15 protein-coding genes, 1 tRNA gene and 1 riboswitch are annotated in these 22,769 nt (G+C 71.9%); of the genes, 8 read left to right on the forward strand and 8 right to left on the reverse strand.

From position 1 onward, the window contains the following. Nucleotides 1–38: 38 nt before the first annotated feature. Both ribA and OG714_RS27125 read right to left on the reverse strand, forming a co-directional pair. Complete coding sequence (ribA, locus tag OG714_RS27120; RefSeq protein ID WP_406124778.1) at nucleotides 39–680, reverse strand: GTP cyclohydrolase II; 642 nt, start codon at nucleotides 678–680, stop codon at nucleotides 39–41. A 147-nt stretch (nucleotides 681–827) separates the two neighbouring features. Then, a complete protein-coding gene (locus OG714_RS27125) occupies nucleotides 828–1,343 on the reverse strand; it encodes a MarR family winged helix-turn-helix transcriptional regulator (protein ID WP_406124779.1) in 516 nt (171 codons plus the stop codon). Nucleotides 1,344–1,465: 122 nt separating this feature from the next. On the opposite strand from OG714_RS27125, the gene OG714_RS27130 reads away from it, so the two are divergent. The 6 genes from OG714_RS27130 to OG714_RS27155 all read left to right on the forward strand — a co-directional run bounded on the left by OG714_RS27130 (nucleotide 1,466) and on the right by OG714_RS27155 (nucleotide 7,814). Next, a complete protein-coding gene (locus OG714_RS27130; RefSeq protein WP_406124780.1) occupies nucleotides 1,466–2,596 on the forward strand; it encodes a dihydrofolate reductase family protein in 1,131 nt (376 codons plus the stop codon). 185 nt (nucleotides 2,597–2,781) lie between these two features. Continuing rightward, nucleotides 2,782–3,987 carry an alginate lyase family protein gene (locus tag OG714_RS27135; RefSeq protein ID WP_406124782.1) on the forward strand — a complete coding sequence of 402 codons (1,206 nt, stop codon included), beginning with the start codon at nucleotides 2,782–2,784 and terminating at the stop codon, nucleotides 3,985–3,987. Between the two features lie 52 nt (nucleotides 3,988–4,039). Continuing rightward, nucleotides 4,040–4,113 (forward strand) — tRNA-Met (locus OG714_RS27140). Nucleotides 4,114–4,234: 121 nt separating this feature from the next. Then, on the forward strand, nucleotides 4,235–5,413 hold the full coding sequence (locus OG714_RS27145; protein WP_406124783.1) for a PP2C family protein-serine/threonine phosphatase: 1,179 nt from the start codon (nucleotides 4,235–4,237) through the stop codon (nucleotides 5,411–5,413). A gap of 233 nt (nucleotides 5,414–5,646) precedes the next feature. After that, nucleotides 5,647–5,804, forward strand: a riboswitch (cyclic di-AMP (ydaO/yuaA leader). An 11-nt stretch (nucleotides 5,805–5,815) separates the two neighbouring features. Then, nucleotides 5,816–6,826 carry a M23 family metallopeptidase gene (locus OG714_RS27150; protein ID WP_406124785.1) on the forward strand — a complete coding sequence of 337 codons (1,011 nt, stop codon included), beginning with the start codon at nucleotides 5,816–5,818 and terminating at the stop codon, nucleotides 6,824–6,826. 43 nt (nucleotides 6,827–6,869) lie between these two features. Beyond that, nucleotides 6,870–7,814 carry an aldo/keto reductase gene (locus OG714_RS27155; RefSeq protein ID WP_406124787.1) on the forward strand — a complete coding sequence of 315 codons (945 nt, stop codon included), beginning with the start codon at nucleotides 6,870–6,872 and terminating at the stop codon, nucleotides 7,812–7,814. Between the two features lie 69 nt (nucleotides 7,815–7,883). Here the strand turns inward: OG714_RS27155 and OG714_RS27160 are convergent, their stop codons facing one another. From OG714_RS27160 to OG714_RS27175, 4 genes are all read right to left on the reverse strand, one after another. Next, the gene (locus tag OG714_RS27160) at nucleotides 7,884–9,191 is read right to left on the reverse strand and encodes a PrsW family intramembrane metalloprotease (RefSeq protein WP_406124789.1); all 1,308 of its coding nucleotides are present in this window, start codon (nucleotides 9,189–9,191) and stop codon (nucleotides 7,884–7,886) included. Nucleotides 9,192–9,240: 49 nt separating this feature from the next. After that, on the reverse strand, nucleotides 9,241–10,047 hold the full coding sequence (trmB, locus tag OG714_RS27165; protein WP_406124791.1) for a tRNA (guanosine(46)-N7)-methyltransferase TrmB: 807 nt from the start codon (nucleotides 10,045–10,047) through the stop codon (nucleotides 9,241–9,243). Between the two features lie 126 nt (nucleotides 10,048–10,173). Further along, nucleotides 10,174–11,460 (reverse strand): L-2-hydroxyglutarate oxidase, encoded by a 1,287-nt coding sequence (lhgO, locus tag OG714_RS27170; RefSeq protein WP_406124792.1) that lies wholly within the window; start codon nucleotides 11,458–11,460, stop codon nucleotides 10,174–10,176. A gap of 142 nt (nucleotides 11,461–11,602) precedes the next feature. Next, nucleotides 11,603–13,027, reverse strand: coding sequence for an MFS transporter (locus OG714_RS27175; protein WP_266858824.1), 1,425 nt, complete (start codon nucleotides 13,025–13,027; stop codon nucleotides 11,603–11,605). A 671-nt stretch (nucleotides 13,028–13,698) separates the two neighbouring features. On the opposite strand from OG714_RS27175, the gene OG714_RS27180 reads away from it, so the two are divergent. Both OG714_RS27180 and OG714_RS27185 read left to right on the forward strand, forming a co-directional pair. Continuing rightward, a complete protein-coding gene (locus OG714_RS27180; RefSeq protein WP_406124794.1) occupies nucleotides 13,699–15,777 on the forward strand; it encodes an asparagine synthase-related protein in 2,079 nt (692 codons plus the stop codon). Nucleotides 15,778–16,109: 332 nt separating this feature from the next. Continuing rightward, nucleotides 16,110–19,376 carry a BTAD domain-containing putative transcriptional regulator gene (locus OG714_RS27185; RefSeq protein WP_406124795.1) on the forward strand — a complete coding sequence of 1,089 codons (3,267 nt, stop codon included), beginning with the start codon at nucleotides 16,110–16,112 and terminating at the stop codon, nucleotides 19,374–19,376. On the opposite strand, the gene OG714_RS27190 is transcribed toward OG714_RS27185, so the two are convergent. Together OG714_RS27190 and OG714_RS27195 are read right to left on the reverse strand one after the other, a co-directional pair. Beyond that, on the reverse strand, nucleotides 19,363–21,276 hold the full coding sequence (locus OG714_RS27190) for a sigma-70 family RNA polymerase sigma factor (RefSeq protein ID WP_406124797.1): 1,914 nt from the start codon (nucleotides 21,274–21,276) through the stop codon (nucleotides 19,363–19,365). The genes OG714_RS27185 and OG714_RS27190 overlap by 14 nt on opposite strands. Nucleotides 21,277–21,789: 513 nt before the next feature. Beyond that, nucleotides 21,790–22,560: a TetR/AcrR family transcriptional regulator gene (locus OG714_RS27195; protein WP_406124799.1), complete on the reverse strand. Its 771-nt coding sequence runs from the start codon at nucleotides 22,558–22,560 to the stop codon at nucleotides 21,790–21,792. Between the last annotated feature and the right edge of the window lie 209 nt (nucleotides 22,561–22,769).

The following is a 22,769-nucleotide window of genomic DNA, read 5'->3' on the forward strand; positions in this document are numbered from 1 at the left end:
ACACCATCGTCGGGCAGCTCAGCCCCTGCTCAGGCACGTCAGCCCGCGTTCAGCTCCGTCAACTGGCCCAGCGGCAGCGTGTGGTGGGTCTGGAGGACCTTCGCGCGTAGATACCGGACGTTGTGGGGGGTGGTGAAGACGCCGGTCGGTACGCGGTCGTGGACGTCGATGCCCAGGCCGCGCAACTGGTCGGCCTTGTCAGGGTTGTTGGACAGCAGGTCCAGGGACGTGATCCCGAGGGCGGTGAGCATCTGCGCGGCGGCCGTGTAGTCACGGGCGTCCTCGGGCAGGCCCAGCGCGGTGTTCGCGGCGTACGTGTCGAGACCCTGGTCCTGGAGGGCGTACGCGTCGAGCTTGTTGTAGAGGCCGATGCCCCGGCCCTCCTGGCGCAGGTATAGCAGGACACCGCCCCGGTCGGCTATGCGCTCCACGGCCTCGCGCAGCTGGGGTCCGCAGTCGCAGCGGGCGGAGCCGAAGACGTCGCCGGTCAGGCACTCGGAGTGCAGCCGGACCAGCGGGGTGGTGCCGGGGGCGGGGTCGCCGAGGACGACCGCCACGTGTTCCTGGCCGTCGGTCAGGCCGTGGAAGGTGACGAGTTCGGCGTCGACGCCGTAGCCGTCCTGGAAGCGCAGCGGTACCCGGACGCGGGCACGCGGGGTGGCGGCGGGGAAGTCGGGCATGCGGGTCTCCGTGGTCCGGCGGGCAGGTGTTCCGGGATGTGCTTCAGTTTTGAAGCACATCCACGATCACGGAGACTACCTCATGCTTGAAATTTGAAGCAACAGAATTGTGGGACGGGTCACGGCTGGCGGGTCACGGTTCGCGGGTCACGTGCACGGCGAGGAGGAACGCCGGCGCCAGGGAACGTCCTCCCGGGCGGCCTCGCCCCCGTCGCCTTCCAGCGCCCGGGCGATCCCGGCGCTGATCTCCTCCATCTGCCGCACCTGCTCCGGGGTGAGGTGGTCGAAGATCGCGGCGCGTACGGTCTCGACGTGACCCGGCGCCGTACGCTCCAGGACGTCCATCCCCGCGTCGGTCAGGACGGCGGTACTGCCCCGCTTGTCCGACGGGCACCCCTCCCGCCGCACCAGACCGTCCTTCTCCAGCCGGGTCACGGCGTACGTCAGCCGGCTCCGGGTGATCTTCGACTTCTCGGCGAGGTCGGTCATCCGCAACCGGCGGTCCGGCACCTCGGAGAGGTTGGCGAGGATGGAGTAGTACAGGTGGGGCATGCCGGCCTCCTGCTGGAGCTGCCGGTCGATCGCGTCCTCCAGGAGGTGCGTCGCGGCGATGTACGCGCGCCAGGCGCGCTGCTCCTCGGCGGTGAGCCAGCGGGTCGTCATGCCCCCAGTGTAGGTTTGTTTCAAACTTGAACCAAGCCCCACTGTTCCATCAAGCCCCACCGTTCCGCCATTCCCCGCCGTTCCACCAAGCCCCGCAATTCGATCGAGCCGGGAGCGCGTCGATGCCTTTCCCCCACGTCCTGCTGTCCGCCGCCGTCTCCCTCGACGGCTACCTCGACGACACCGGCCCCGACCGGCTGCTCCTCTCCAGCCCGGCCGACTTCGACCGCGTCGACGAGGTCCGGGCGTCCGTGGACGCGATCCTCATCGGCGCCGGCACGATCCGCGCGGACAACCCCCGCCTCCTGGTCAACTCCCCTGAACGCAGGGCCAGTCGGGTAGCCGCGGGCAAGCCCGAGTACCCCCTCAAGGTCACGGTCACCGGCTCCGGCGACCTGGACCCGACGGCCAACTTCTGGCACACGGGCGGCGAGAAACTCGTCTGTACGACGGACAGGGGCGCGGAGCGAGCACGCGGGCTGGGCCTGGCGGCGGACGTCGTGGCCCTCGGCCCCGACCTCGACTGGCGCCGCCTCCTGAATCACCTGCACGAGGTCCGTGGCGTGGACCGCCTGATGGTCGAGGGCGGCGGCACGATCCACACCCAACTCCTCCAGCAGGGCCTGGCCGACGAACTCCACTTGGTCCTGTCCCCCCTCTTCGTGGGCGACGGAAAGGCCCCCCGCCTCTTCGGCCCGGGGACATACCAACCAGGCCGCCTGCGCCTCGTCGAGACCCGCCCCATCGAGGACGTCGTCCTCATGCGCTACGAACCCACCGCCCCCGGCACCGGCGACCTCCCCTCCTCCGCCGACCACCACTGGCTCGCCGTCGCCTGCGACCTGGCCGCCAACTGCCCGCCCTCGCGGACGGCGTTCAGCGTCGGCGCGGTGGTGGTGGCGGAGGACGGCACGGAGCTGTCCCGGGGCCACTCCCGCGAGTCCGGTGACCCGGTGGTCCACGCGGAGGAGGCGGCGCTGGCGAAGATCGACCCGCAGGACCCGCGCCTCCCCACGGCCACCGTCTACACCAGCCTCGAACCCTGCACCCACCGCGCCTCCCGCCCCAAGCCCTGCGCTCGTCTGATCCTCGACGCGGGCGTACGGCGAGTGGTGACCGCCTGGCGCGAGCCGGACACGTTCGTGGAGGGGGCGGACGGGAGTGGCATGTTGGCGGCGCGGGGGGTTTCGGTGGTCGTACTCCCGGAGTACGAGGAGCGAGCGAAGGCACCGAACCGCCACCTGACTAGCTGAGCTGAAGACAGCCCGTCCGGCGTTTGAGGACGAGGCCCCTTCAGGGCCGATGGGGGTCTGGGGGCGGAGCCCCCAGGGACGCTCGCCCACCACGACCAATCGGCCCAACAGATCCTGCGCCCCACCCCCCACCACGTCACGCTCACAAAGAACCCGGTGTGGAGAACAACGCGGAGGTAGGACACATGAGGGCAGTCGCGGTGCTGGGCGCGTCGGTAGCCGTAGGACTACTCGCCTCGTGCGGAACGGCAGACACCGGCACGCGAACCATGGCCCGGGCACTCCCCGCGGACGCCGCGTTCACCCACCCCGGAGTCCTGGTCAGCAAGGGCCAGTTGGACGCCGTACGGAAGAACGTCACCGCAGGCAAGCAGCCCTGGCTGAAGGCGTACTTCGGGATGCGGGACAGCAAGTACGGGTCGTACAAGTACACGGCGAAGCCGTACGCCGACGTCGACTGCCCCTGGAACGGCAAGGCCGCGCACGGCTGTGTCGAGGAGCGCGAGGACGCGATCGCGGCGTACACCCAGGCCCTGCTGTTCAGCATCACCGGGAAGCAGCACCACGCGCTGAAGGCGCGGGAGATCATGGACGACTGGTCGGCGAAGATGAAGGAGCACACCTCCGACGACGCGGGGCTACAGACCGCGTGGGCCGGTTCGACCTGGGTGCGGGCGGCGGAGATCGTGCGGTACGCGCCCGGCGCCGGGTGGCCGGCGGACCGGGTCAAGCGGTTCGGGACGATGCTGCGTACCGCCTACGAGCCGGAAGTCACGAAGGACCTGCCGGACTACAACGGCAACTGGGACCTCGCGATGACGGACGCGGCGATCGGCATCGCCGTCTTCCTCGACGACCACAAGGCCTTCGACGCGGCCGTCAAGCGCTTCCGCGACCGTGTGCCCGCCTACTTCTACTTGGCGAAGGACGGCAAGGTGCCGCTCACGCCGGTGGGGTCGAAGGTCACCACTCCGCAGAAGCTGACGACGTACTGGTTCAAGCAGACGACCTTCAAGGACGGCGTCGCCCAGGAGACCTGCCGCAACTTCAAGCACGTCGGGTACTCGCTGGCGGCGACCGCCCACATCGCCGAGACCGCCTGGCACCAGGGCGTCGACCTGTACGACGGGGTCAAGGACCGGCTCAAGGCCGCCCTGGAATTCCACGCCCGCTACCAGCTCGGCGAGCCCGCGCCCGCCTGGCTGTGCGGCGGCAAGGTCGACCGGAACATGGGGCCCGACCTGGAGGTCGCCGTCAACCACCTGGAGGGCCGGCTCGGCGTGAAGGTGCCCGCCGCGCACAAGCTCGCCGAGTCCACCCGGCCGGCCGGCAGCGACGACCTCTTCGTCTCCTGGGAGACCCTCACGCACGCCGGGAACACCGCCGACTGAAACCTGTGTGACATCGGACCCCGCGGATGGCGTATAGTTGCAATCACAACGGCGCGGGGTGGAGCAGCTCGGTAGCTCGCTGGGCTCATAACCCAGAGGTCGCAGGTTCAAATCCTGTCCCCGCTACTAAGGCCAAGGGCCGGAATCCAGAAATGGGTTCCGGCCCTTGGTGTTTCTCCCCCTCTTCGATCCCCCCGATCGGCCCATACCGCTCGCCGCCCTCCCCCCACCAGGAAAAACTGGATCCGTGGAGGAGGAGGGTCCGTATGTGCGAGCCGGCGGGCGCCTCCCCGGCGATCCCACGCCCGACCCCGGCCTCGGCGCCGGCCCGGCTCCCCACCCCGAGGGCGAGGGCCGACGGATCTCCTACGCCCGCACCTTCGTCCACCGGCTGCCGGCGCTGCTGCTGATCGTCGGGGGGTTCTACGACTACTTCACCCCGCAGGACTTCACCGCGGCCCCGTTCTTCACCGCCGCCCCGCTGGTCGCCGCCCCGCTCTACTCGCGGCGCGGCACCGTGCTCACCGGCCTGGCCTCCGTCGTCGTCGTCCTCGCGATCCACATCAGGCTCGGCATCGTCCTCCACACCGACGCGATCACCGAGGCGGCCACCGTCGCGACGGTCGCGGTCCTCGCCGTGCTCATCAACGCCCTGGTCCGCCGCAGCAGCGAACAGCTCGCCTCCGCGCGCGAGATCGCCGAGGCCGCCCAGCGCGCCGTACTGCCCGAACCGGCCGAGCGGATCGGCGGGTTCGAGATCGCGGCCCGGTACGAGGCGGCGCAGGAGGGCGCGTTCATCGGCGGTGACCTGTACGCGGTGCAGGACACCCCGCACGGCGTACGGCTGGTCGTCGGCGACGTGCGCGGCAAGGGCATGGGCGCGGTCGCCGCCGTCGCCGTGGTCATCGGGGCGTTCCGGGAGGCCGCCGAGCAGGAGGCGACCCTGGAGGCGGTCGCCCAGCGGCTGGAGCGGGCGCTGGCGCGGGAGGGCACCCGGCGCGACGGGCTCGACGCGTTCGAGGGGTTCACCACGGCCGTCCTCGCCGAACTCCCGCACGGCGACGGCGTCGTACGGATCGTCGACCGGGGCCACCCGCCGCCGCTGCTCCTGCACGAGGACGGCACCGTACGCACGTTGCAGGTCCAGGAGCCCGCACTGCCCCTGGGAATGGGCGAGTTGGGGGTCTGGCCCGACCGCGCCGAGGAGTTCGCGTTCCCGGGCGGGGCCACCCTCCTCGTGCACACCGACGGGCTGTCCGAGGCGCGCGACGCCCGCGGTGTCTTCTACGACCCCGGGGAGCGGCTGGCCGGCCGGACCTTCCGTAGCCCCGAGGCGCTGCTCGGCATCCTCGCCAAGGAGGTGCGCCGGTACTCCGGGGGCTGGATGACGGACGACATGGCGATGATCGCCGTACGCCATCCATGACCGTTGTCACCAGGGGTGACCGGGTGAGCGCCCTCCGCATAGCAACTGACATCCCGTCAATACCTGTGGGAATTCTGAGACTTGGCCAACTCGCCCGTTTTTCGCCGGTGGTGGGCCGTTCGTCCAGCAAGGAAAGGTTAATGATCAAGCCGAACAGCTTGGAAACGGGCGCCCGTGTCTATTAACGTTCGATAACGCAGCGCGGTCGTCCCAGCCGTCACAAGAGATGGCTCCGTGCGCACGCGCCGAATCCTGAAAGGGAACCGGGGAACCACCACCTTGGGGTGAATCGCTCGTCAACTGCCGTGGAGACACGGCCGGTTTACGCGCGTAGGAGACCTTCCTGCTCCGAACCCGTCAGCTAACCCGGTAGGCGAGAAGGAAGGAAAGGAGCACGCCCACGTGGCGTCCAACCAGGCTGCCCCAGAAGCCCCTGTCGTCTACGGCGGTTACCGCCCCGACGAGGGCCCCTGGGAGGAGTGGAATCCCAGCGCGGAGACCGTTCTTCCCAACCGCGGCAAGCACCGTGTCGCCAAGCAGCGTGGTGGCGGAGGATTCGCCCGCAGCTCCACCGTCCTGGGCGTCGGTGTCATAGCCGCCGTGAGCGCGGGCGGTATGGCCAGCGCCAACACCGGCAAGCCGCCGGTCTCCATCTCCATGCCCGACCTGCCCTCCGTGGGCCACCTGCTGGACGACTCCTCCAGCAGCACCCCCAAGGGTTCCGCGACCGCGCTCAGCAGCGTCGGCGTGACCACCACCGAGACCGCCAAGGGTGCCTCGGACGCGGGCGAGCTGCTGCGCAACCGGATCATGGCGCAGGCCGAGTCGCAGCAGGTGCAGGTCGACGGCAAGTCGAAGGCCGCCGTCGAGGCCGCCGTCGCCAAGCAGGTCGACGACGCCGCCGCCAAGGCCGAGAAGGACGCCGCGAAGAAGGCCGCCGACGCGAAGAAGGCCGCGGAGGCCGCCGCCAAGAAGAAGGCCGAGGCCGCGAAGCTCGCCGAGCTGGCCAAGCAGTACACGCTGCCGGTCGGCTCGTACACGATCACCGGCACCTTCGGCCAGGCCGGCTCGATGTGGTCCTCCGGGTACCACACCGGCCTCGACTTCGCCGCTCCCACCGGCACGCTGATCAAGGCCATCCACAGCGGCACGGTCACCGAGGCGGGCTGGGCCGGGTCGTACGGCTACCGCACGATCCTCACCCTCGACGACGGCACCGAGCTGTGGTTCTGCCACCAGTCCTCGATCAACGTCAGCGTCGGGCAGAAGGTCTCCACCGGCGAGGTCATCGGCCGCGTGGGCGCGACCGGCAACGTGACCGGGCCGCACCTCCACCTGGAGGTGCACATCAACGGCGCCGCCACCGCGAGCGACCCGGCGCCCTGGCTGCGCAGCAAGGGCCTCAACCCGTAAGGGTCTGGAATATCCGGTTCCGGTCCGGCTGTTGAAGAGGGTCATGACTTCTCTTCGCAAGCTGGGCCGGTCCGATCTCGAGGTCTTCCCGCTCTCCCTCGGCGGCAATGTCTTCGGCTGGACCGCCGACGAGGCGACCTCCTTCGCCGTGCTCGACGCCTACGCGGCCGCGGGCGGCAACTTCGTCGACACCGCCGACTCGTACTCGGCGTTCGCGCCGGGCAACCAGGGCGGCGAGTCCGAGACGATCATCGGCAAGTGGGTCAAGGCCCGCGGCAACCGCTCCGACGTCGTCATCGCCACCAAGGTCAGCCAGCACCCCGACTTCCCGGGCCTGAGCGCCGCCAACATCAGGGCCGCCGCGGACGCCTCCCTGCGCCGCCTGGACACCGACCACATCGACCTCTACTACACCCACTTCGACAAGGTCGAGGTGCCGGTCGAGGAGATCATCGGCGCGCTGGACGAGCTGGTGAAGGCGGGCAAGGTGCGGCACATCGCCGCCTCCAACATCACCCCCGAACGCCTGCGGGCCTCCCTCGACTTCTCCGAGCGCGAGGGCCTGGCCCGCTATGTCGCCCTCCAGCCCCACTACAACCTGGTCTCACGCGACACCTACGAGGGCGAGCTGAGCGAGCTCGCCGCGCAGGAGGGCCTGGCCGCGATCCCGTACTTCGCGCTGGCCGCCGGCTTCCTCACCGGCAAGTACCGCCCCGGTACGACGGTCGACAGCCCGCGGGCGGGGCGCGCGGCGCAGTACCTCGAATCGGAGCGCGGCCAGAAGGTGCTGACCGCCCTCGACGAGGTCGCCCAGGCCCACGAGGCCCCCGTGGCGACGGTGGCCCTCGCCTGGCTCGCCGCCCAGCCCACGGTCGCGGCCCCGATCGCCTCCGCCCGCACGGTCGACCAACTCCCCGCACTGCTGGGCGTGGCCGAACTGAAGCTGACGGACGCGGAGATCGCCCGCCTCACGCAGGCGTCGGCCTAAGGGTCGTAGGGGTCGGCCTACGGGTCGTACGGGTCGGCCTACGGGTCGTACGGGTCGCCAGGGTGGCCGTCAGGACCGGTACGGGTTGGACAGGGGCGTCCCGTACGCCCCGTACACCGGCGGCCACGGCGGCACCACCACCGGCACCGGCGGCGCCGTCCGCCGCGCCGCGAAGTCCAGCGCGGGCCGTGCCACCTCCCGCCGCAGCCACAGCTCGTGCAGCAACTCCCTTTCCCGTACGACGAAGTCGGCGCCGGCGCGGCCCCGCGCGGCCCGGTGCCGCAGGAACGCCAGGGAGGTCGCGTACGCCTCGTACTGGGCGACCGAGCGGGCCGCCGGTCTGCCGAGGCGGTGGCGGGCGTACTCGCGGGCCAGCCGCCGCGCCTTCATCGAGCCGAGGACGAAGGGTTCGGCCGGGGTCAGCCAGCCCGCGTAGACGTAGGCGGGCAACTCCTCGCGGACACTGCGCAGTTCGCGTTGCCGGGTCCAGACCGCGAGCCAGGTCAGCAGGCCGAACATGGGGACCATGAAGACGCCGTAGACCTCGAAGAAGCCGTACTGGCCGAACGTCGAGGAGCCGTTCCAGATCGCGTGCATGCCCATCGCGAGGAGCAGGCCGGTCAGCGGGACCAGGACGCGGCGGATGTGCTGCCGGTCGGGGGAGAGGGCGGCGATGCCGAAGCCGATGCCGGTGAGGACGGTGAACAGGGGATGCGCGAAGGGGGACATGACGATGCGCACGAAGAAGGTCGCCGCGGTGACGGAGGTGAAGCCGCGGTCGCCGGTGAGCTGGTCGGTGCCGAAGGCGGTGCCGAGGTAGAGGATGTTCTCGGTGAACGCGAAGCCGGTGGCGGTGACCCCGGCTATCACCACCCCGTCGACGATCCCGGTGAAGTCCCGTCTGCGGAACAGGAACACGAGGAGCACGGCCGCGGCCTTCGCCGACTCCTCGACGATCGGGGCTATGACGGTGGCGCCGAGGGTGTCCGCGCTGGTCGGGTCGGCGGTGGTCGTCGCTATCCATCTGGTCGCGAAGCTGTTGGCGACGATCGCTATGAGGGCCGCGGCGCAGGCGCCCCAGGCGAAGGAGAACAGCAGGTTCCGCCAGGGCCCGGGGTCGACGCGGTCCAGCCAGCGGAAGGCGGCGACGAGGAGGGGTACGGGCAGTACGGCGAGCCCGAGCCCGACCAAGAACCCTTCCGTACCGGTCTGTTGGCGCACGAGCGCGAGGATGACGAGCCCGGAGAGCGTCAGCAGGGCGATCAGCGCGCCGTAGCGGACCCAGTTCCGCTGCCACCAGCGCACCCGCGGCCCGTGCCCGGGCACACCACCGGCGGGGTGGCCGGGGTGCGGGGGGTACGGATGAAACGTGGCCACGGCATCGACCCTAACGAGGTAAGGGCACGGCCCGCGATGGAGCCTGGCGTCAGCGCTGGTCCTCGTGGGGTACGCGACGGAAGAGCAGATCGTTCACGACATGTCCCTTGTCCAGTCCCTGGCCCTCGAAACGGGTCAGCGGCCGGAACTCCGGACGGGGCGCAAAACCGCCGTCAGGTTGGCTGTTCTCGAAGTCCGGGTGCGCGTCGAGCACTTCGAGCATCTGCTCCGCGTACGGCTCCCAGTCCGTCGCGCAGTGCACGGTCGCGCCGGGCTTGAGGCGGGTCGCGGCGAGGGAGAGGAACTCCGGCTGGATCAGGCGCCGTTTGTGGTGCCGCTTCTTGGGCCAGGGGTCCGGGAAGTAGACGCGCAGTCCGTCGAGCGCGTCCGGGGCGATCATCTCGCGGAGCAGGATGATCGCGTCCCCGTTGGCGACGCGGATGTTGGACAGGCCGTGGTGGTCGGCCAGGCCCAGGAGGTTGCCCTGGCCCGGGGTGTGCACGTCGGCGGCGAGGATGTTCGTCGCGGGGGCTTCGGCGGCCATCTGGGCGGTGGCCTCACCCATGCCGAAGCCGATCTCCAGCACGACCGGGTTGTCGTTCCCGAACAGCTCGGCGAGATCGAGGGTCCGTTGGCCGTCGATGTCCAGGCCCCACTTGGGCCACAGGCGTTCCAGGGCGTCGGCCTGCCCGGCGGTGACCCGGCTCCTGCGCGGCTGGAAACTCCGGATGCGGCGTTCGAAGTGGGAGCCGGCGGGGTCGGGCGTCGGCCCGTCGGGGAAACGGGGTTCGCCCTTGGCCCGGGTGCGGTGTGCGGGCTCGGTGGGCGCGTCGGGGATGTTGGGGGAGTCAGACACAATGCGGTGATTTTACGGGGCGTGCGCCCGAGCGTCTGCCTGGCTTGTGTTGTCTTGCGAGTGCGGGTCTGCTGTGGCTGGTCGCGCCCACGCGGCGGAGCCGCATATCGATACAGCCCCGCGCCCCTAGGGGGTTGCCCTGCCCGGGGTTTGGAGCGGACGTCGGTCTTGGTGCAGTACAGCCAAGGCCCGTCGGGCTACCTCCCTGCCGATCGGTAGTGAGGCTGTTGCCGCTGGGCTGGGGGCGTTCAGCACATGCACGGCCCGCGGGCCCTCCTTGATCAGGAAGTCGTCGACCAGAGTGCCGTCCCGGAGTACCGCCTGCGCCCGTACCCCGGCCGGTGAGGGGACCAGGTCGTCCGGGGTCACCGCCGGGAGGAGGCGTTGTACGGCTCGCGTGAACGCGGTCTTGGAGATGGACCGCCGTAGCTCCCCCGCCCCGTAGCGCCAGTGCTGTCGGGCCATGTGCCAGGTGCCGGGCCAGGTCGCCGTCGTCGCGAGGTCTCGGGGGCGTACGACTCCCCAGTCGTAGCCCTCGCGGGCCAGGGCCGGTACCGCGTTCGGGCCGAGGTGGACGCTTCCGTCGATGCCGCGGGTGAGGTGGACGCCGAGGAAGGGGAACGCCGGGTCGGGTACCGGGTAGACCAGGCCCCGGACCAGCTCGGGTCGGGCGAGGGTGTAGTACTCGCCGCGGAACGGCACGATCCGCATCTCCGGGTCGTCGCCGGTGAGCCGGGCCACCTCGTCGCAGTGCAGGCCGGCGCAGTTCACCAGCACGCGGGCGCGGACGACGTCACCGCCGGTCGCGGTCACCGTGCGGACGGCGACCCCGCGCTCCGGGCGCCGGTCGATGTGGGCGACCCGCGCGCCGTAGCGGATCTCCGCGCCGGAGGCGTCCGCCAGGTGCCGGGCGACCGCGGTGTAGTCGCAGATCCCCGTGGTCCCGACGTGTATGGCTGCCAGACCGCGCACCTCCGGTTCGTACTCGGCGATCTGGGCGGCGCCCAGCTCCCGGACCGGGATGCCGTTCTCCCGGCCGCGCTGCACGAGCGCGTGCAGGCGGGGCAGCTCGGCGCGCTCCGTGGCGACGATCAGCTTGCCGGTGACGGCATGCGGAACGCCGTACTCCGCGCAGAACTTGACCATCTCGGCAGCCCCGCCCACCGCATACCGTGCCTTGAGCGACCCGGGCCGGTAGTAGATCCCGCTGTGGATCACCCCGCTGTTGCGCCCCGTCTGATGCCGGGCGGGCCCGGCCTCCTTCTCCAGCACGGTGACCCGCGTGCCGGGCGCGGCACGGCTGATCGCATAGGCGGTCGACAGCCCGACGATCCCGCCCCCGACGACGAGCACGTCACAGTCGTACCCGACTCCAGCCCGCACGTGCACCACCTCCCGGCTTCGATAGTGCACTGCACCACTGACAGTGCCTTCAAACCCGGGGAAGGGCAGCTGACCTAAGGGGCGCGGGCTGTGACATCTGCGGCTCCGCCGCGTGGGCGCGACCAGCCACAGCGCACCTGCACTCGCAAGCCGGTACAAGCCAGGCAGATCCCTAGGCGGGCGCCATCAACAACGGCCGAGCCCTCTCCCGCAGCTCGACAACCCGAGGCTCATCCCCATACGGCTCCAACCGGTGCAGAAGATCCTTCACGTACTCCGTCGTACGCGCCGACGAGATACGCCCGGCGACCTCCACCGCCCGAACCCCTTGCTCACACGCCGCATCGAGATTCCCCGACTCCAACTCGGCGACCGCCGAGACGACGAGCCGAAGCCCGTGCGACCGCACGAACTCCTCCGTCGGCTTCGACAACGCCTGCTCCGTGAACCGACGGACCTGCCGCGGAGCCTTCAAGTCCCGGTAGCACTCGGCGGCGTCGGCGGCGAACCGGTCGTAGGAGTAGAACCCCAGCCACGACGGATCGTTGTCGCCCTCCCGGGACCGCTCAAGCCACCCCTCCGCCGCCTTCAGCGCCGCCCCGGCCGCCTGCGCGTCCCCCGCCTTCGCGTGGGACCGCGCCTCGACAAGCCGGAAGAAGCTCATGGTGCGGGCGGTCGCGAGCCCTCGGTTGCGCTCCAGGGCCGCCTGCGCGAGATCGACGCCCTCGTCGCCGAAGCCCCGGTAGGTCGCCTGCAACGACATGGACGCCAGCACATAGCCGCCCAACGGCACGTCCGCCGCCGCGCGGGCAAGGCGCAGCGCCTGGATGTAGTACCGCTGCGCCGCCTCCTGTTGGCCGGTGTCGAAGGCCATCCACCCGGCGAGCCGGGTGAGTTCGGCGCTCGCGCCGAACAGGGCTCTGCCGACCTCGTCGGAGTACGAGCCGAGCAGCAGCGGTGCCGCCTCGACCCGCAGACACTCGGGCACCATGGACGAACGCCAGTCGCCGCCCCCGTACTTGGAGTCCCAGCGCCTGGCGTCCTCCGCGGCCTCCCGCAGCTTCTGCACGTCGCTGTGGCCGACTTTGAGCGGTGTCCCGGAGCTCTCCGCGGAGTTGGCCTCGCGCGCCACCGAACTGTCGGCCGGGGTTATCAGCCAGCGTGAGGCGGGCGTTGCGTATGCGCTGACTGCGAACGAGCCCGCGAGGGACTGCCAGATGCCGCCGGAACCGGCCCGGCGGCCGGCGAGGTCGAGCCGGTACAACTCCGTTGCGGAACGCACGGCTTGGCCGACGTCCCGGGGGAAGGCGAGGCCCACTTCCGGTGCGGGATCCGCGTCCGCCAGGCCGATCTCGTGGAGCGGCACAGGGCGGCCGAGCTTCTGGCCGATGGCGGCCGCGATGAGGTGCGGGGCGGCGCCCTGGGGCACCATTCCCTTCGACACCCAGCGCGCCACCGACGTCTTGTCGTAGCGAAGTGTCAACCCGCGTTGAGCGCCAAGGTCGTTGACGCGACGTGCGAGTCCTGCGTTGCTGATTCCCGCGAGGGCGAGAACGGTGCCGAGTTTTTCGTTCGGCCCGCGTTGCTCCCTGGACATGCGCCACCCCTCGACACAGACGGCTGCCGCGCTGGCATAACCACCCGGCATTCGTAAACCCAGCGTAGTTCGCCGCATCCCAAGCGTTAAGGGGCATTGTTCCGGTTGGCGGGATTGTGGTCCGTACGCGAGTGCGGGGTTTGCACGCAGGGTTGCGACGTGCCCCCGTCGTGTGGCCGTGCGCCCGTGTGTGCGCTCTTCTCCGGCCATCGCGGGAGCGCTTCGATGGATCGTGCGTGGGTCGGCCCGCTGTACTGGATCCAGTGGGCTGGGGGACACCGCCGCCTACATCCCCGCGGGCGGCGGACCGGTCCGGGAGGCGTACTCCGCCTCCCGGACTGTGCGCGGTGCGATGCGGTGCGCACGGCATGTACGGAGCGTGTGCGAGCCTGCGCCCGTAACACCGATTTGGCCGAAAATCGCCCCCGCCTCTCGGTGCCGAATACCGCTCCTACCACGGGAGTTGAGGGCGCGTTAGGTGTTTTGGGGGAGCGTATCGGGGGCGCATTCGCGTCGCGGACGTAGGGTCATGGTTGTCCGGTTGTCCCTCGTCCAGGGCGTCTTCACGCGATCTCAAGCGGCTTCTCCGGCCCTCCGGAAGGCGTCCTTCATGGCAGCATGGTGCCCAGTTCGTGCGGTGCACTGGTTGTCCACAGCCTGTGGAGGCGTCGATGCGGTGGTTGGTGGGATGGAGCAGTACCGCCGCTGGAGCCGCCGCGATCGGTTCCGCGGGGGCGACCGGCTTCGACGGTGAGACGGTGCACCCGGTGGGGTCCCAACTCCTGTGGGGCGACCCGGATCCGCTGTGGGCGGTCGGCGACTGGCGGCCCGACGAGGTGCGGGTCGTGAAGGTCGACGCCGAGACGCGGATCGCGGTCCTCGGCACGTGCGGCGCCTCCGACGAGGAACTGCGCCTGAGCCTGTTCTCCGCGCGCGGAGGGGCACTTCGGCATCTGACGGCCTGGTCCGGCAGTTACACGGCGGTCGTCAAGGTCGGCCGCCGCACCATGGTCTGCGGTGATCTCGCGGGCGCCAAGCCGGTGTTCTACACCCCCTGGGCCAGCGGTACGGCGTACTCCACGGCCGCGCTCCCGCTCGCCGACCTCATCGAGGCCAACCTCGACTTCGGCCACCTCGCCGCGCTGCTCGCCGCCCCGGACGTCCCCGCCGCGCTGCACGACTCGACGCCGTACGAGGGCGTACGGCGCATTCCGCCGGGGCATGCGCTGGTCCTGCGCGCCGGGGCGCGCGAGATCGCCGGGTACGAGCCGGTTGCCTCCCTCGCGGTCGCGGCGGCCGCCGTCGACCCGGACAGCGCGGTGGACGCCGTACGGGACGCGCTGGTTGATGCCGTGCGTGCGCGCCTCTCCGCGCCCCGGCACGTTCCCGACATAGACCCGGGGCCCGTCCCCGGCATGGGGCCCGCGGAACGGCGTGCCGCGCGCGGGATGCCCGTTCCCGGGATCGGGGCCGACCTCTCCGGGGGGCCCGCCTCCGGGACGCTGGCCCTGCTCGCCGCCGGCCTGCCGGGGGCACCGGGCACGGTCCTCGGGCACGGCACCGGCGCGGGTGAGCGCCTCCTGGCCGTCACGTTCAACGATCTCGCCGTCCCCGGGCGCGAGTCCGAGGTGGAGCGCGCGGGCACCCTCGCGGCCAACCCCCGCCTGCACCACGTGGTGGTGACCGGCGCCGAGGACGTCCTGCCGTACGCCGAACTCGACGGCCCCCTCACCGACGAACCCGGCCCCTCCCTGATCATCGCCGCCCGCCACCGCGCCCGGCTCGCCGCGGGCAGCGCCGACCACTTCACCGGATACGGCGCCCGCCAGGTCCTGGACGCCCACCCGGCCCGCCTCGCCGACCTCCTCATGGACCGCAAACGGCGCCATCTGGTGCGCCCGGTGGCCGCGTTGGCGAAGGCGGACGGTTCGGTGATGGTCCCGGGGCGTGTCTACGGCGCGGCCCGCCGCCTCGCCCGCACGCCCTACGGCGCGGGACTCGAGGTCCTCGCCGACCGGCTGATGAACCAGCGCTTCGACGAGCCCGGAGGTGCCGTCGGAGCCTCCCTCGCCGCCCTCACGTGGGCCAGACCGGGGCCCGCCGCACGCTGGCTGACCGGCGAGGCCCTGGCTGAAGTATCGGTTCGCCTCCAGAGCGCGCCCAGCCGTCAGGGCAGCGGCCCGGGCCAGCGCCCAGGAGACTTCCGCGCGCGTGCCGCCCTCGCCCGCCACGCCTCCGACCTCCGCGTCCTGGAGCAGGCCGCCGAGATCCGCTCCCAGCGCCTGCACACGCCCTTCCTCGACAACCAGGTGGTCCGCGCCTGCCGCTCCCTCCCCGAGGCGCTACGGGTCCAGCCGGGCGCTCGCGCGGCGATCCTGCGCACGGTCCTGGAGGGCGCCGGCGTCGGCGACCTCCCGCCCGGCTGGGGCGCCCCCTCCCACGCCTCGGCTGCGGCCGCGGCCCGCAAGGGTCTACGGGTGGCCGCGGACCCCCTGATGGACCTGTTCGCCACGCCGTTGCTCGCGCAGGCGGGCCTGGTGGAGGCGCGCGTAGTCCGCAAGGCGCTGCGCGCGGCGGCACAGGGGGAGCCGTTGCCCTTGGACGGCCTCGCGGACCTGGTCTCGCTGGAACTGTGGCTGGGGCGGCTGCTGGCCCGCCGGGGCACCTGCTGGACGGGAACGCCCGCACGCGCGCGTGCGGTGCCCGAGGGGATTCGCCCGCAGCGGGGGGCGTTGGCCTCCGGCGGGTGAGCGGGGCACGCTGAGTCCGGGGGGCTCCGGAGGTTCCGGCGGGGAGTATCCCGAGCGGGAACGGGCGGCGGGGATGGCAGATCTACGCAGGCGTCAGCGCCCTGAAGGGGCGCGGGGAACTGCGCGACCAGCCACGACGGCGCCGCAGCCGACCCACAACACACCGCTACGGCTTCAACCCGCGCAGCGCCAACGTCAGTAACTTGTCCGCCAGTTCAAGATCCCCGCCCCCCGAACCGCCCCGACCAGCACCCCGCCCCAAACCACCCCAACCGCCCGCCCCGCCGCGAAACCCCGTGCCCTCACCCCACCCACCCGGCGACAATGACCCGGTGCGGTACAAAATCCTGGGCACCACCCGGGCGGAAGGCGAACACGGCACCGGCGTACCCCTCGGCGGTGCGCGTATCCGTGCCCTGCTCGCCGCGCTCGCCCTGCACCCGGGCCGGATCATCCCCTTCGGCACCCTGATCGACGAGGTGTGGGCGGACGAACCTCCCCAGGACTCCCCGGCCGCCCTCCAGGCCCTGGTCGGCCGGCTCCGCCGCACCCTCGGTAAGGATGCGATCGCCTCCGACCCCGGCGGCTACCGCCTCGCGGCGACCCGGGACGACGTGGACCTGTTCGTCTTCGAGCAGCTGGTGCGCGCAGGGACGGCCGCTCTGGACCGGGGCGACGCGACCGCCGCCGCCCGCGACCTCGCCGAGGCGCTCGCCCTGTGGCGCGGGCCCGCGCTCGCCGACCTCCCCGACCGGTCCGCCGCCGCCCGCCCGGACGCGCTGCGCCAGGAGGCGACCCGCGCGCGGGCCGAGGCCGACCTGCTGCTCGGCCGCGCCGCCGACGTCGTACCGGAACTGAGGGAACTGACCGCGGCGCATCCCTACGACGAACCACTGCACGCCCTCCTCGTCCGTGCCCTGCGCGCCTGTGGACGCGGGGCCGACGCCCTCGCCGCGTACGAGACGGCCCGGCGCGCGCTCGCCGAGGGGCTCGGTACCGACCCGGGGCCGGAACTGCGCGCCCTGCACGAGGAGTTGCTCACCTCGACGGCACCGGCGAGTACGGCGCCCGCTGCCCCCGGGCGTCCCGAACGCGACGGCAACCTGCGTCCGCGGCTTACCTCTTTCGTGGGCCGGGAACCCGAGATCGCCGCCATCCGTTCCGAATTGCACAGGGCCCGCCTGGTCACGCTCACCGGACCGGGCGGCTCCGGAAAGACCCGTCTCGCCGAGGAAGCCGCCGCCGGGCTCCCGCAGGCGTGGCTGGTCGAGCTGGCCCGGCTCGACCGGCCGGAGGCGGTGCCGGGCGCGGTGGTCAGCGCCCTCGGTCTGCGCGAGACCGCGTTGCTGACCACCGAGTCGATGACCACGCAGGACGACCCGGTCGCCCTGCTGGTGGAGTACTGCGCCTCGCGCGGCCGACTCCTGATCCTTGACAACTGCGAACATGTCATCGGCGCGGTGGCCGACCTCGCCGAGACCCTCCTGACCCGCTGCCCGGGGCTCACGATCCTCGCCACCAGCCGTGAACCCCTGGGCGTCCCCGGCGAGTCCGTGCGCCCGGTCGAGCCCCTCGTCCCCGACCATGCGCACCGCCTCTTCACGGAGCGCGCCACCGCCGTCCGCCCGGGCGCGGGGACCGTGCTCCAGGACACCGAGGCGGTCGCGGAGATCTGCCGCCGCCTGGACGGCCTGCCCCTGGCCATCGAACTGGCCGCCGCCCGGCTCCGGTTGCTCACCCCGCGCCAGATCGCCGACCGCCTCGACGACCGCTTCCGCCTCCTCACCTCCGGAAGCCGCACGGTGCTGCCCCGCCAGCAGACCCTGCGGGCCGTCGTCGACTGGTCCTGGGAGCTGCTCGACGAGCCGGAGCGGACGGTGCTGCGCGAGGTCTCCGTGTTCGCCGGCGGCTGGGACCTCGCGGCGGCGGAGGCCGTGTGCACCGGCCCCGCGGCCCACCTCATCGGCTCCCTGGTCGACAAGTCCCTGATCGTGGCCACCCCGGGGGACGCGGACGGCGGCATGCGCTACCGCATGCTGGAGACCATCCACGAGTACGCCGTCGAGCGCGCCGCCGAGACCCCCGGGCCGCGCGCCGCCGCCGAGCGCAGGCACCGCGCGTGGGCGCGCGCCCTCGTGGAGACGGCCGAGCCCCTGCTCCGCTCCGGCGACCAACTCCCGTGGATCGCCCGCCTGGAGACCGAGCTCGACAACATCAGGGCGGCCCTCGCGCGTTCCGTCGCCGACCGCGACGAGGCGGAGGCGGGCGCCCTGGCCCTCGGCATCGGCTGGTTCTGGTGGCTGCGCAACTACCGCTCCGAGGGCGCGGAATGGGTGATCCGCGTCCTCGCCCTCACCACGCCGGACGGGTCCGCCCTGGACCCCTACGAGGCCTACGTCGCCGACCCCGAGGCGGACGCCCGGCACCCCCTGCACACCCAGCGGATGAACCTGCGGCTGCTGAACCTCTTCCTCAGGGCCGAGTCCGAGCTCCTGGGCCGCACGGCGGACGGCCTGCTGGACGAGCGCATGTGGCGGTACATGAAGCTGATCCAGGGCTTCTACGCCGCCGGCGGCCCCGAGGCGGCCCGTATGCCGGGGCTCATCTGGCCGCTCACCGTCTACTTCCTCACCGAGTCGATGGACATCAGGCCCGCCATGGAGGCGGCGGTCGCCAACGTCCGTGTGCATGGCGGCGACTGGGAGAACGCCGTCCTGCTGATGTTCCGCACGCACCTCCTCGTCGACTCGCCGGGCGGCATGACGGGCATCGACGAGGACCTGAAGGCGCTGAAGGTGCTCTGCGGACGCGTCGGCGACCGCTGGGTGCGCGCCCAGGCGTCCAGCGCGGTCGGCGAGGCCGCCATGGTCCGCGGCCGCTTCGAGGAGGCGAGGACGGCGTACGACGAGGCGCTGGAGCTCGCCTACGAGGTCGGCGCCTACACCGAGACGCCGTTCCTCATCGCCCGCCTCGCCGAACTCGCCTTCCGCGCGGGCGACCGCGACAGTTCCCTCGCCGGCCTGGACCGGGCGACCGAGGAGGCCGACCGGCACGGCGTACCGGACGCCCGCGCGTTCGTCCTGATGCTGCGCGCGCACATCGCCCTGGAGGACGGGGAGATCGCCCGCGCGCGGGAGTTGAGCGACCGGGCCTCGGCGGAGAGCGAGAAGGGCACGCCCCCACCGCAGTTCAGGGCCGGCCTGAACGCGGTCGCCGCCCTGGTCATCGCCGCCGAGTCCGGCCCGGAGCGCGGGCTGGAGAAGATGACCGCCACCCTGCGCGAGGCCATCGACCAGCACTGCGCCGACGCGCTGATCGCGAGCCTCGTGGACCAGACGGCGCTGCTCTCCGCGGAACTCGGCGAACTACCGCGCGCGGTAAGGCTGTTGGCCGTCGGCGACCGCTGGCGCGGCGGCCACCCGCGCCCCATGCCGGAGCGCACCCGGGTCGAGCACACCGAGGCCACCGCCCGCACCACCCTGGGCGCCGAGCGCTACGCCGCCGAACGCGCCCGCGGCGAGACCCTCACCATGGACGAGGTCCTGGCCGAACTGCCCGACCCGGCACCACTCCCGACACCGCGCCCTACTGGCACGTGAACTTCGACTCCGCCCAGTCCGCCAGCGTCAGGTCGTCGAAGGAGCTGTGCGGTTCGACCACCAGCCGTACGGTCTTGCGCCCGGCGATGTTCACATGCACCGGCACCGCGGCGTCCCCGCCGGCGATCTCCCCGGACTGCCACAGCCGGACCCCGTCGGCGTACACCGCGAAGGAGACCTTGCCGATCCCCAGCATCATGTCGTCGACGCCGACCGTCGCGTCGTAGGAGACGCACTGGCGGTTGAGGTCGATCGTGACGGAGGAGCGGCCGTGGACGGTCGCGCCGTGGGCGTAGCGCGTGCCGCCGATGGAGACGCCGTAGCGCTGCCACACCCAGCTGCTCTCGCCGAGTTGGATCTCGGGTGCGGTGCCGTCGCCGTTGACGTTGTAGGAGAGTTCGCTGACCTGGAAGATCGTCGGCGCGGGTGGGGGCGTCGGGGTCGGGGTGGGCGTGGGTGTCGGCGTGGGTGTGGGGGTCGGCCTCGGAGTCGGAGCCGGGGTGGACTTCGGGGTCGGTGTCGGCTTCGCCCGGGGTGTGGGTGTCGGGGTCGGTGTGGGTGTCGGCCGGGGCTTCAACACCGCCGGTTCCGGGGCCGCTTGCTTCTTCTGGGGTGTCGGGGGCGTCGACTCGGGTTTGGCGATGGGGGAGGACGAGGGCGCCGGTTTCGCCTCGGGCTTCTTCGCCGGGCTGTGGGTGCTGCCGGCCAGCGCGAGGGCGATCGCGGCCGCTGCCGCCGTGGCGACCACACCGGCCGCGATGCCCGCCTTCACCGGCGCGCCGAGCCCCTCGGAGGCCGCGGCGCCCCCGGCACCCGCCCCGCCGGACGAACTTCCGCCCGCAGCGGCGGCGGCACCCGCGGCACCGGCCGCGCCCGCTCCCGCGCCACCGGCGATGAGCGCGATCGCCTTCGCGTATCCGGCGGCGCCGAACCAGCCGATGACCGCGATCGGGACGACCGCCGGGATACCGCTGGCGACCTCCTCGATCTGCAGCGCGGCCAGCCGGCACTTGGCGCACTCCTCCAGGTGCTTGCGCAGCCCGCGTTCGGCACGCGTGCGCAGCCGGCGGCGGGCGTAGGTGCCGAGCTGGTCGGCGTAGCGCGCGCACTCCTCGTCGTCGGTGAGGGTGGCGCTGACGTGGGCCTGGAGATAGGCCTGCTTGAGCCCCTCGCGGGCCCGACTGGCCAGCACGCGCGTGCCGTTGGCGTCGAGCCCGAAGAGCGTGGCGACCTCGCTGGGCGACTCGTCCTCGACCTCGGTGTGCCACAGCACGGCCTGCCACCGCTCGGGCAGCGACCGGAAGGCCTGCATCGCCATCGACTGCTCGGCCACGTGCATGGCCCGTACGTCGGCGCCGAGATCGATCGTGTCGTCGTCCGACACTTCCGACACGCGCGCGGACTGCGCGGCGAACACCGCGAAGTCGTCGACGAGTTGCTCCCTCTTCGCTGACTTCGTCCAGTTCGCGGCGACGCGCCGGACGGAGGTCAGCAGGTAGGCGCGTACGGCGTGCTCGGGCCCGGAACCGCCGCGCACCGCCTGGAGCATGCGGGCGAAGACCTCGGCGGTCAGGTCGTCCGCGGTGTGCCCGTCCCGGCAGCAGGTGCGGGCGTACCGGCGCACGGCGTCCGCGTGGCGCCGGTACAACTCCTCGTACGCCGTGTCGTCACCGGCGCGCATCCGCTCGATCAGCGAGGCGTCGGCGGTCGGCATCTCCAACGGCGTCAGCGGCGGCGGCAGCACACTGCCCTCGCGCTGCGGCGGGACGCTGCCCTCACCGGGATCGCCACCCTGGGGGACACCGCTCGGCCCACCCTGACTCGGCACCTGTGGTGAGGTCAGCCCACCGGCCTCCGGGTCACCGTCACCCAGTGACTCGTCACGCCCGTCAACACTCATCGCGGAAAGCCCCCGCCGCCTGCCCAGCCAGTCCAACCAGTCCCGAACACCGGGTCAGCGTAGCCATATTGGCTTTTGTTCAGGACCCCGTCGTACGGACCATCCACTCATCCGTGGGGACTTCCCGCACCGCAGTACTAGCGTTCACCCCTCCGGGGAAGGCTCAACTGTCGCGCACGGAACGGGAGTTGGCGACGATGACTGAAATGCCTGGAACGTTCCCGGACGTCACGAGGGGCGCGGGCACCACGGCACCCCCGCCCCACAGTCACCTATTCGAGTCACCCTGCCAACGCAGGCCGGCAAAACCAGCCTGTTCGGCACCTCAACGCAGGCTGGCACTACTCGGCCCGTCCGGCAGTTCTTCGGCGCCGGCCCGCACCACTCAGCCCGTCCGGCGTTTGAGGACGAGGCCCCTTCAGGGCCGATGGGGGTCTGGGGGCGCAGCCCCCGGAAGGCGCCCGCACCAGCACCGGGCGCCAAACCACCGAGGGCCGCGACACCCCGCCACCCTCACAGGGGCCGCGACCGCAACCCCTCCAGCAGAATGTCCAGCAACCGCGCCGACGCCGCCGCCTGCTGCGCAGCATCCGGCAACGAGGGCGCCGCCGTAGCGATCACCAGCAGCACGTCCGACACCGAAACGTCCGGCCGCAACTGCCCTGCCGCCCGAGCCCGGTCCACCAGCTGCCCCACGACCTCCAGCAGCGCGGTCGCCCCGGCGTCGTAGTCCCCGGCGCTCAAGGCTCCCGCCGACTCCTCCGGCACCAGCCGCAGTTCACCCGCACCCGGCTGTGTCCGCTGCTGCGGCACGCGCGCCTCATCGAGGAGAGCAGCACCCTCGCCCTCGTCGGCGACGCCCACCCGCAGCACCTGCGGCGGCAGCAGCCGTCCGGCACCCGAGGCCACCGACGTCCGCAGGAAGCGCGACAGCGCCGACCACGGCTCGTCCTCCTGGCCGAGCGCCGAACGCGCCTGGTCGGTCAGCCGGGAGGTCTCCTCCTCGGCTATCCGGCGCACCAGGACGTCCTTGCTCGGGAAGCGCCGGTACACCGTGCCGACACCGACCCGCGCGCGTCGCGCCACGTCCTCCATCGGCGCGCCGTAGCCCAGCTCGCCGAAGACCTCACGTGCCGCCCGCAGCACGTGCTCCAGATTGCGCTGTGCGTCCACCCGCAACGGCGTCGTCCGCGAGTTGTCCCCGCGTCCGTTTCCCGCCGTTCCGACCGCGCCGCCGGATGCGACGGCTGACGCGGATGTCCAATGAGAGTCCTGAATATGCATACACGTTCCCCCGGTTAATGACGTCTCCCCCCGGAGACTCCCCGCCATTGGCAGCCGGAGCATCGTGAGACAAGCCCGGTTCGCGAGCCTCGCTCTTCGCGGACCCGCTGAGCGCATCCCCCTTCACCCCGTCGACACACGAACATAGTTGAGAGGGGGTCAATTCAGAAGGGGCAGGTTCCGCACGGAGCGCCCCCCGATCGGAGTAC

Source organism: Streptomyces sp. NBC_00989 (genome assembly GCF_045162655.1).
In the GTDB taxonomy this organism is placed as follows: Bacteria; Actinomycetota; Actinomycetes; order Streptomycetales; family Streptomycetaceae; genus Streptomyces.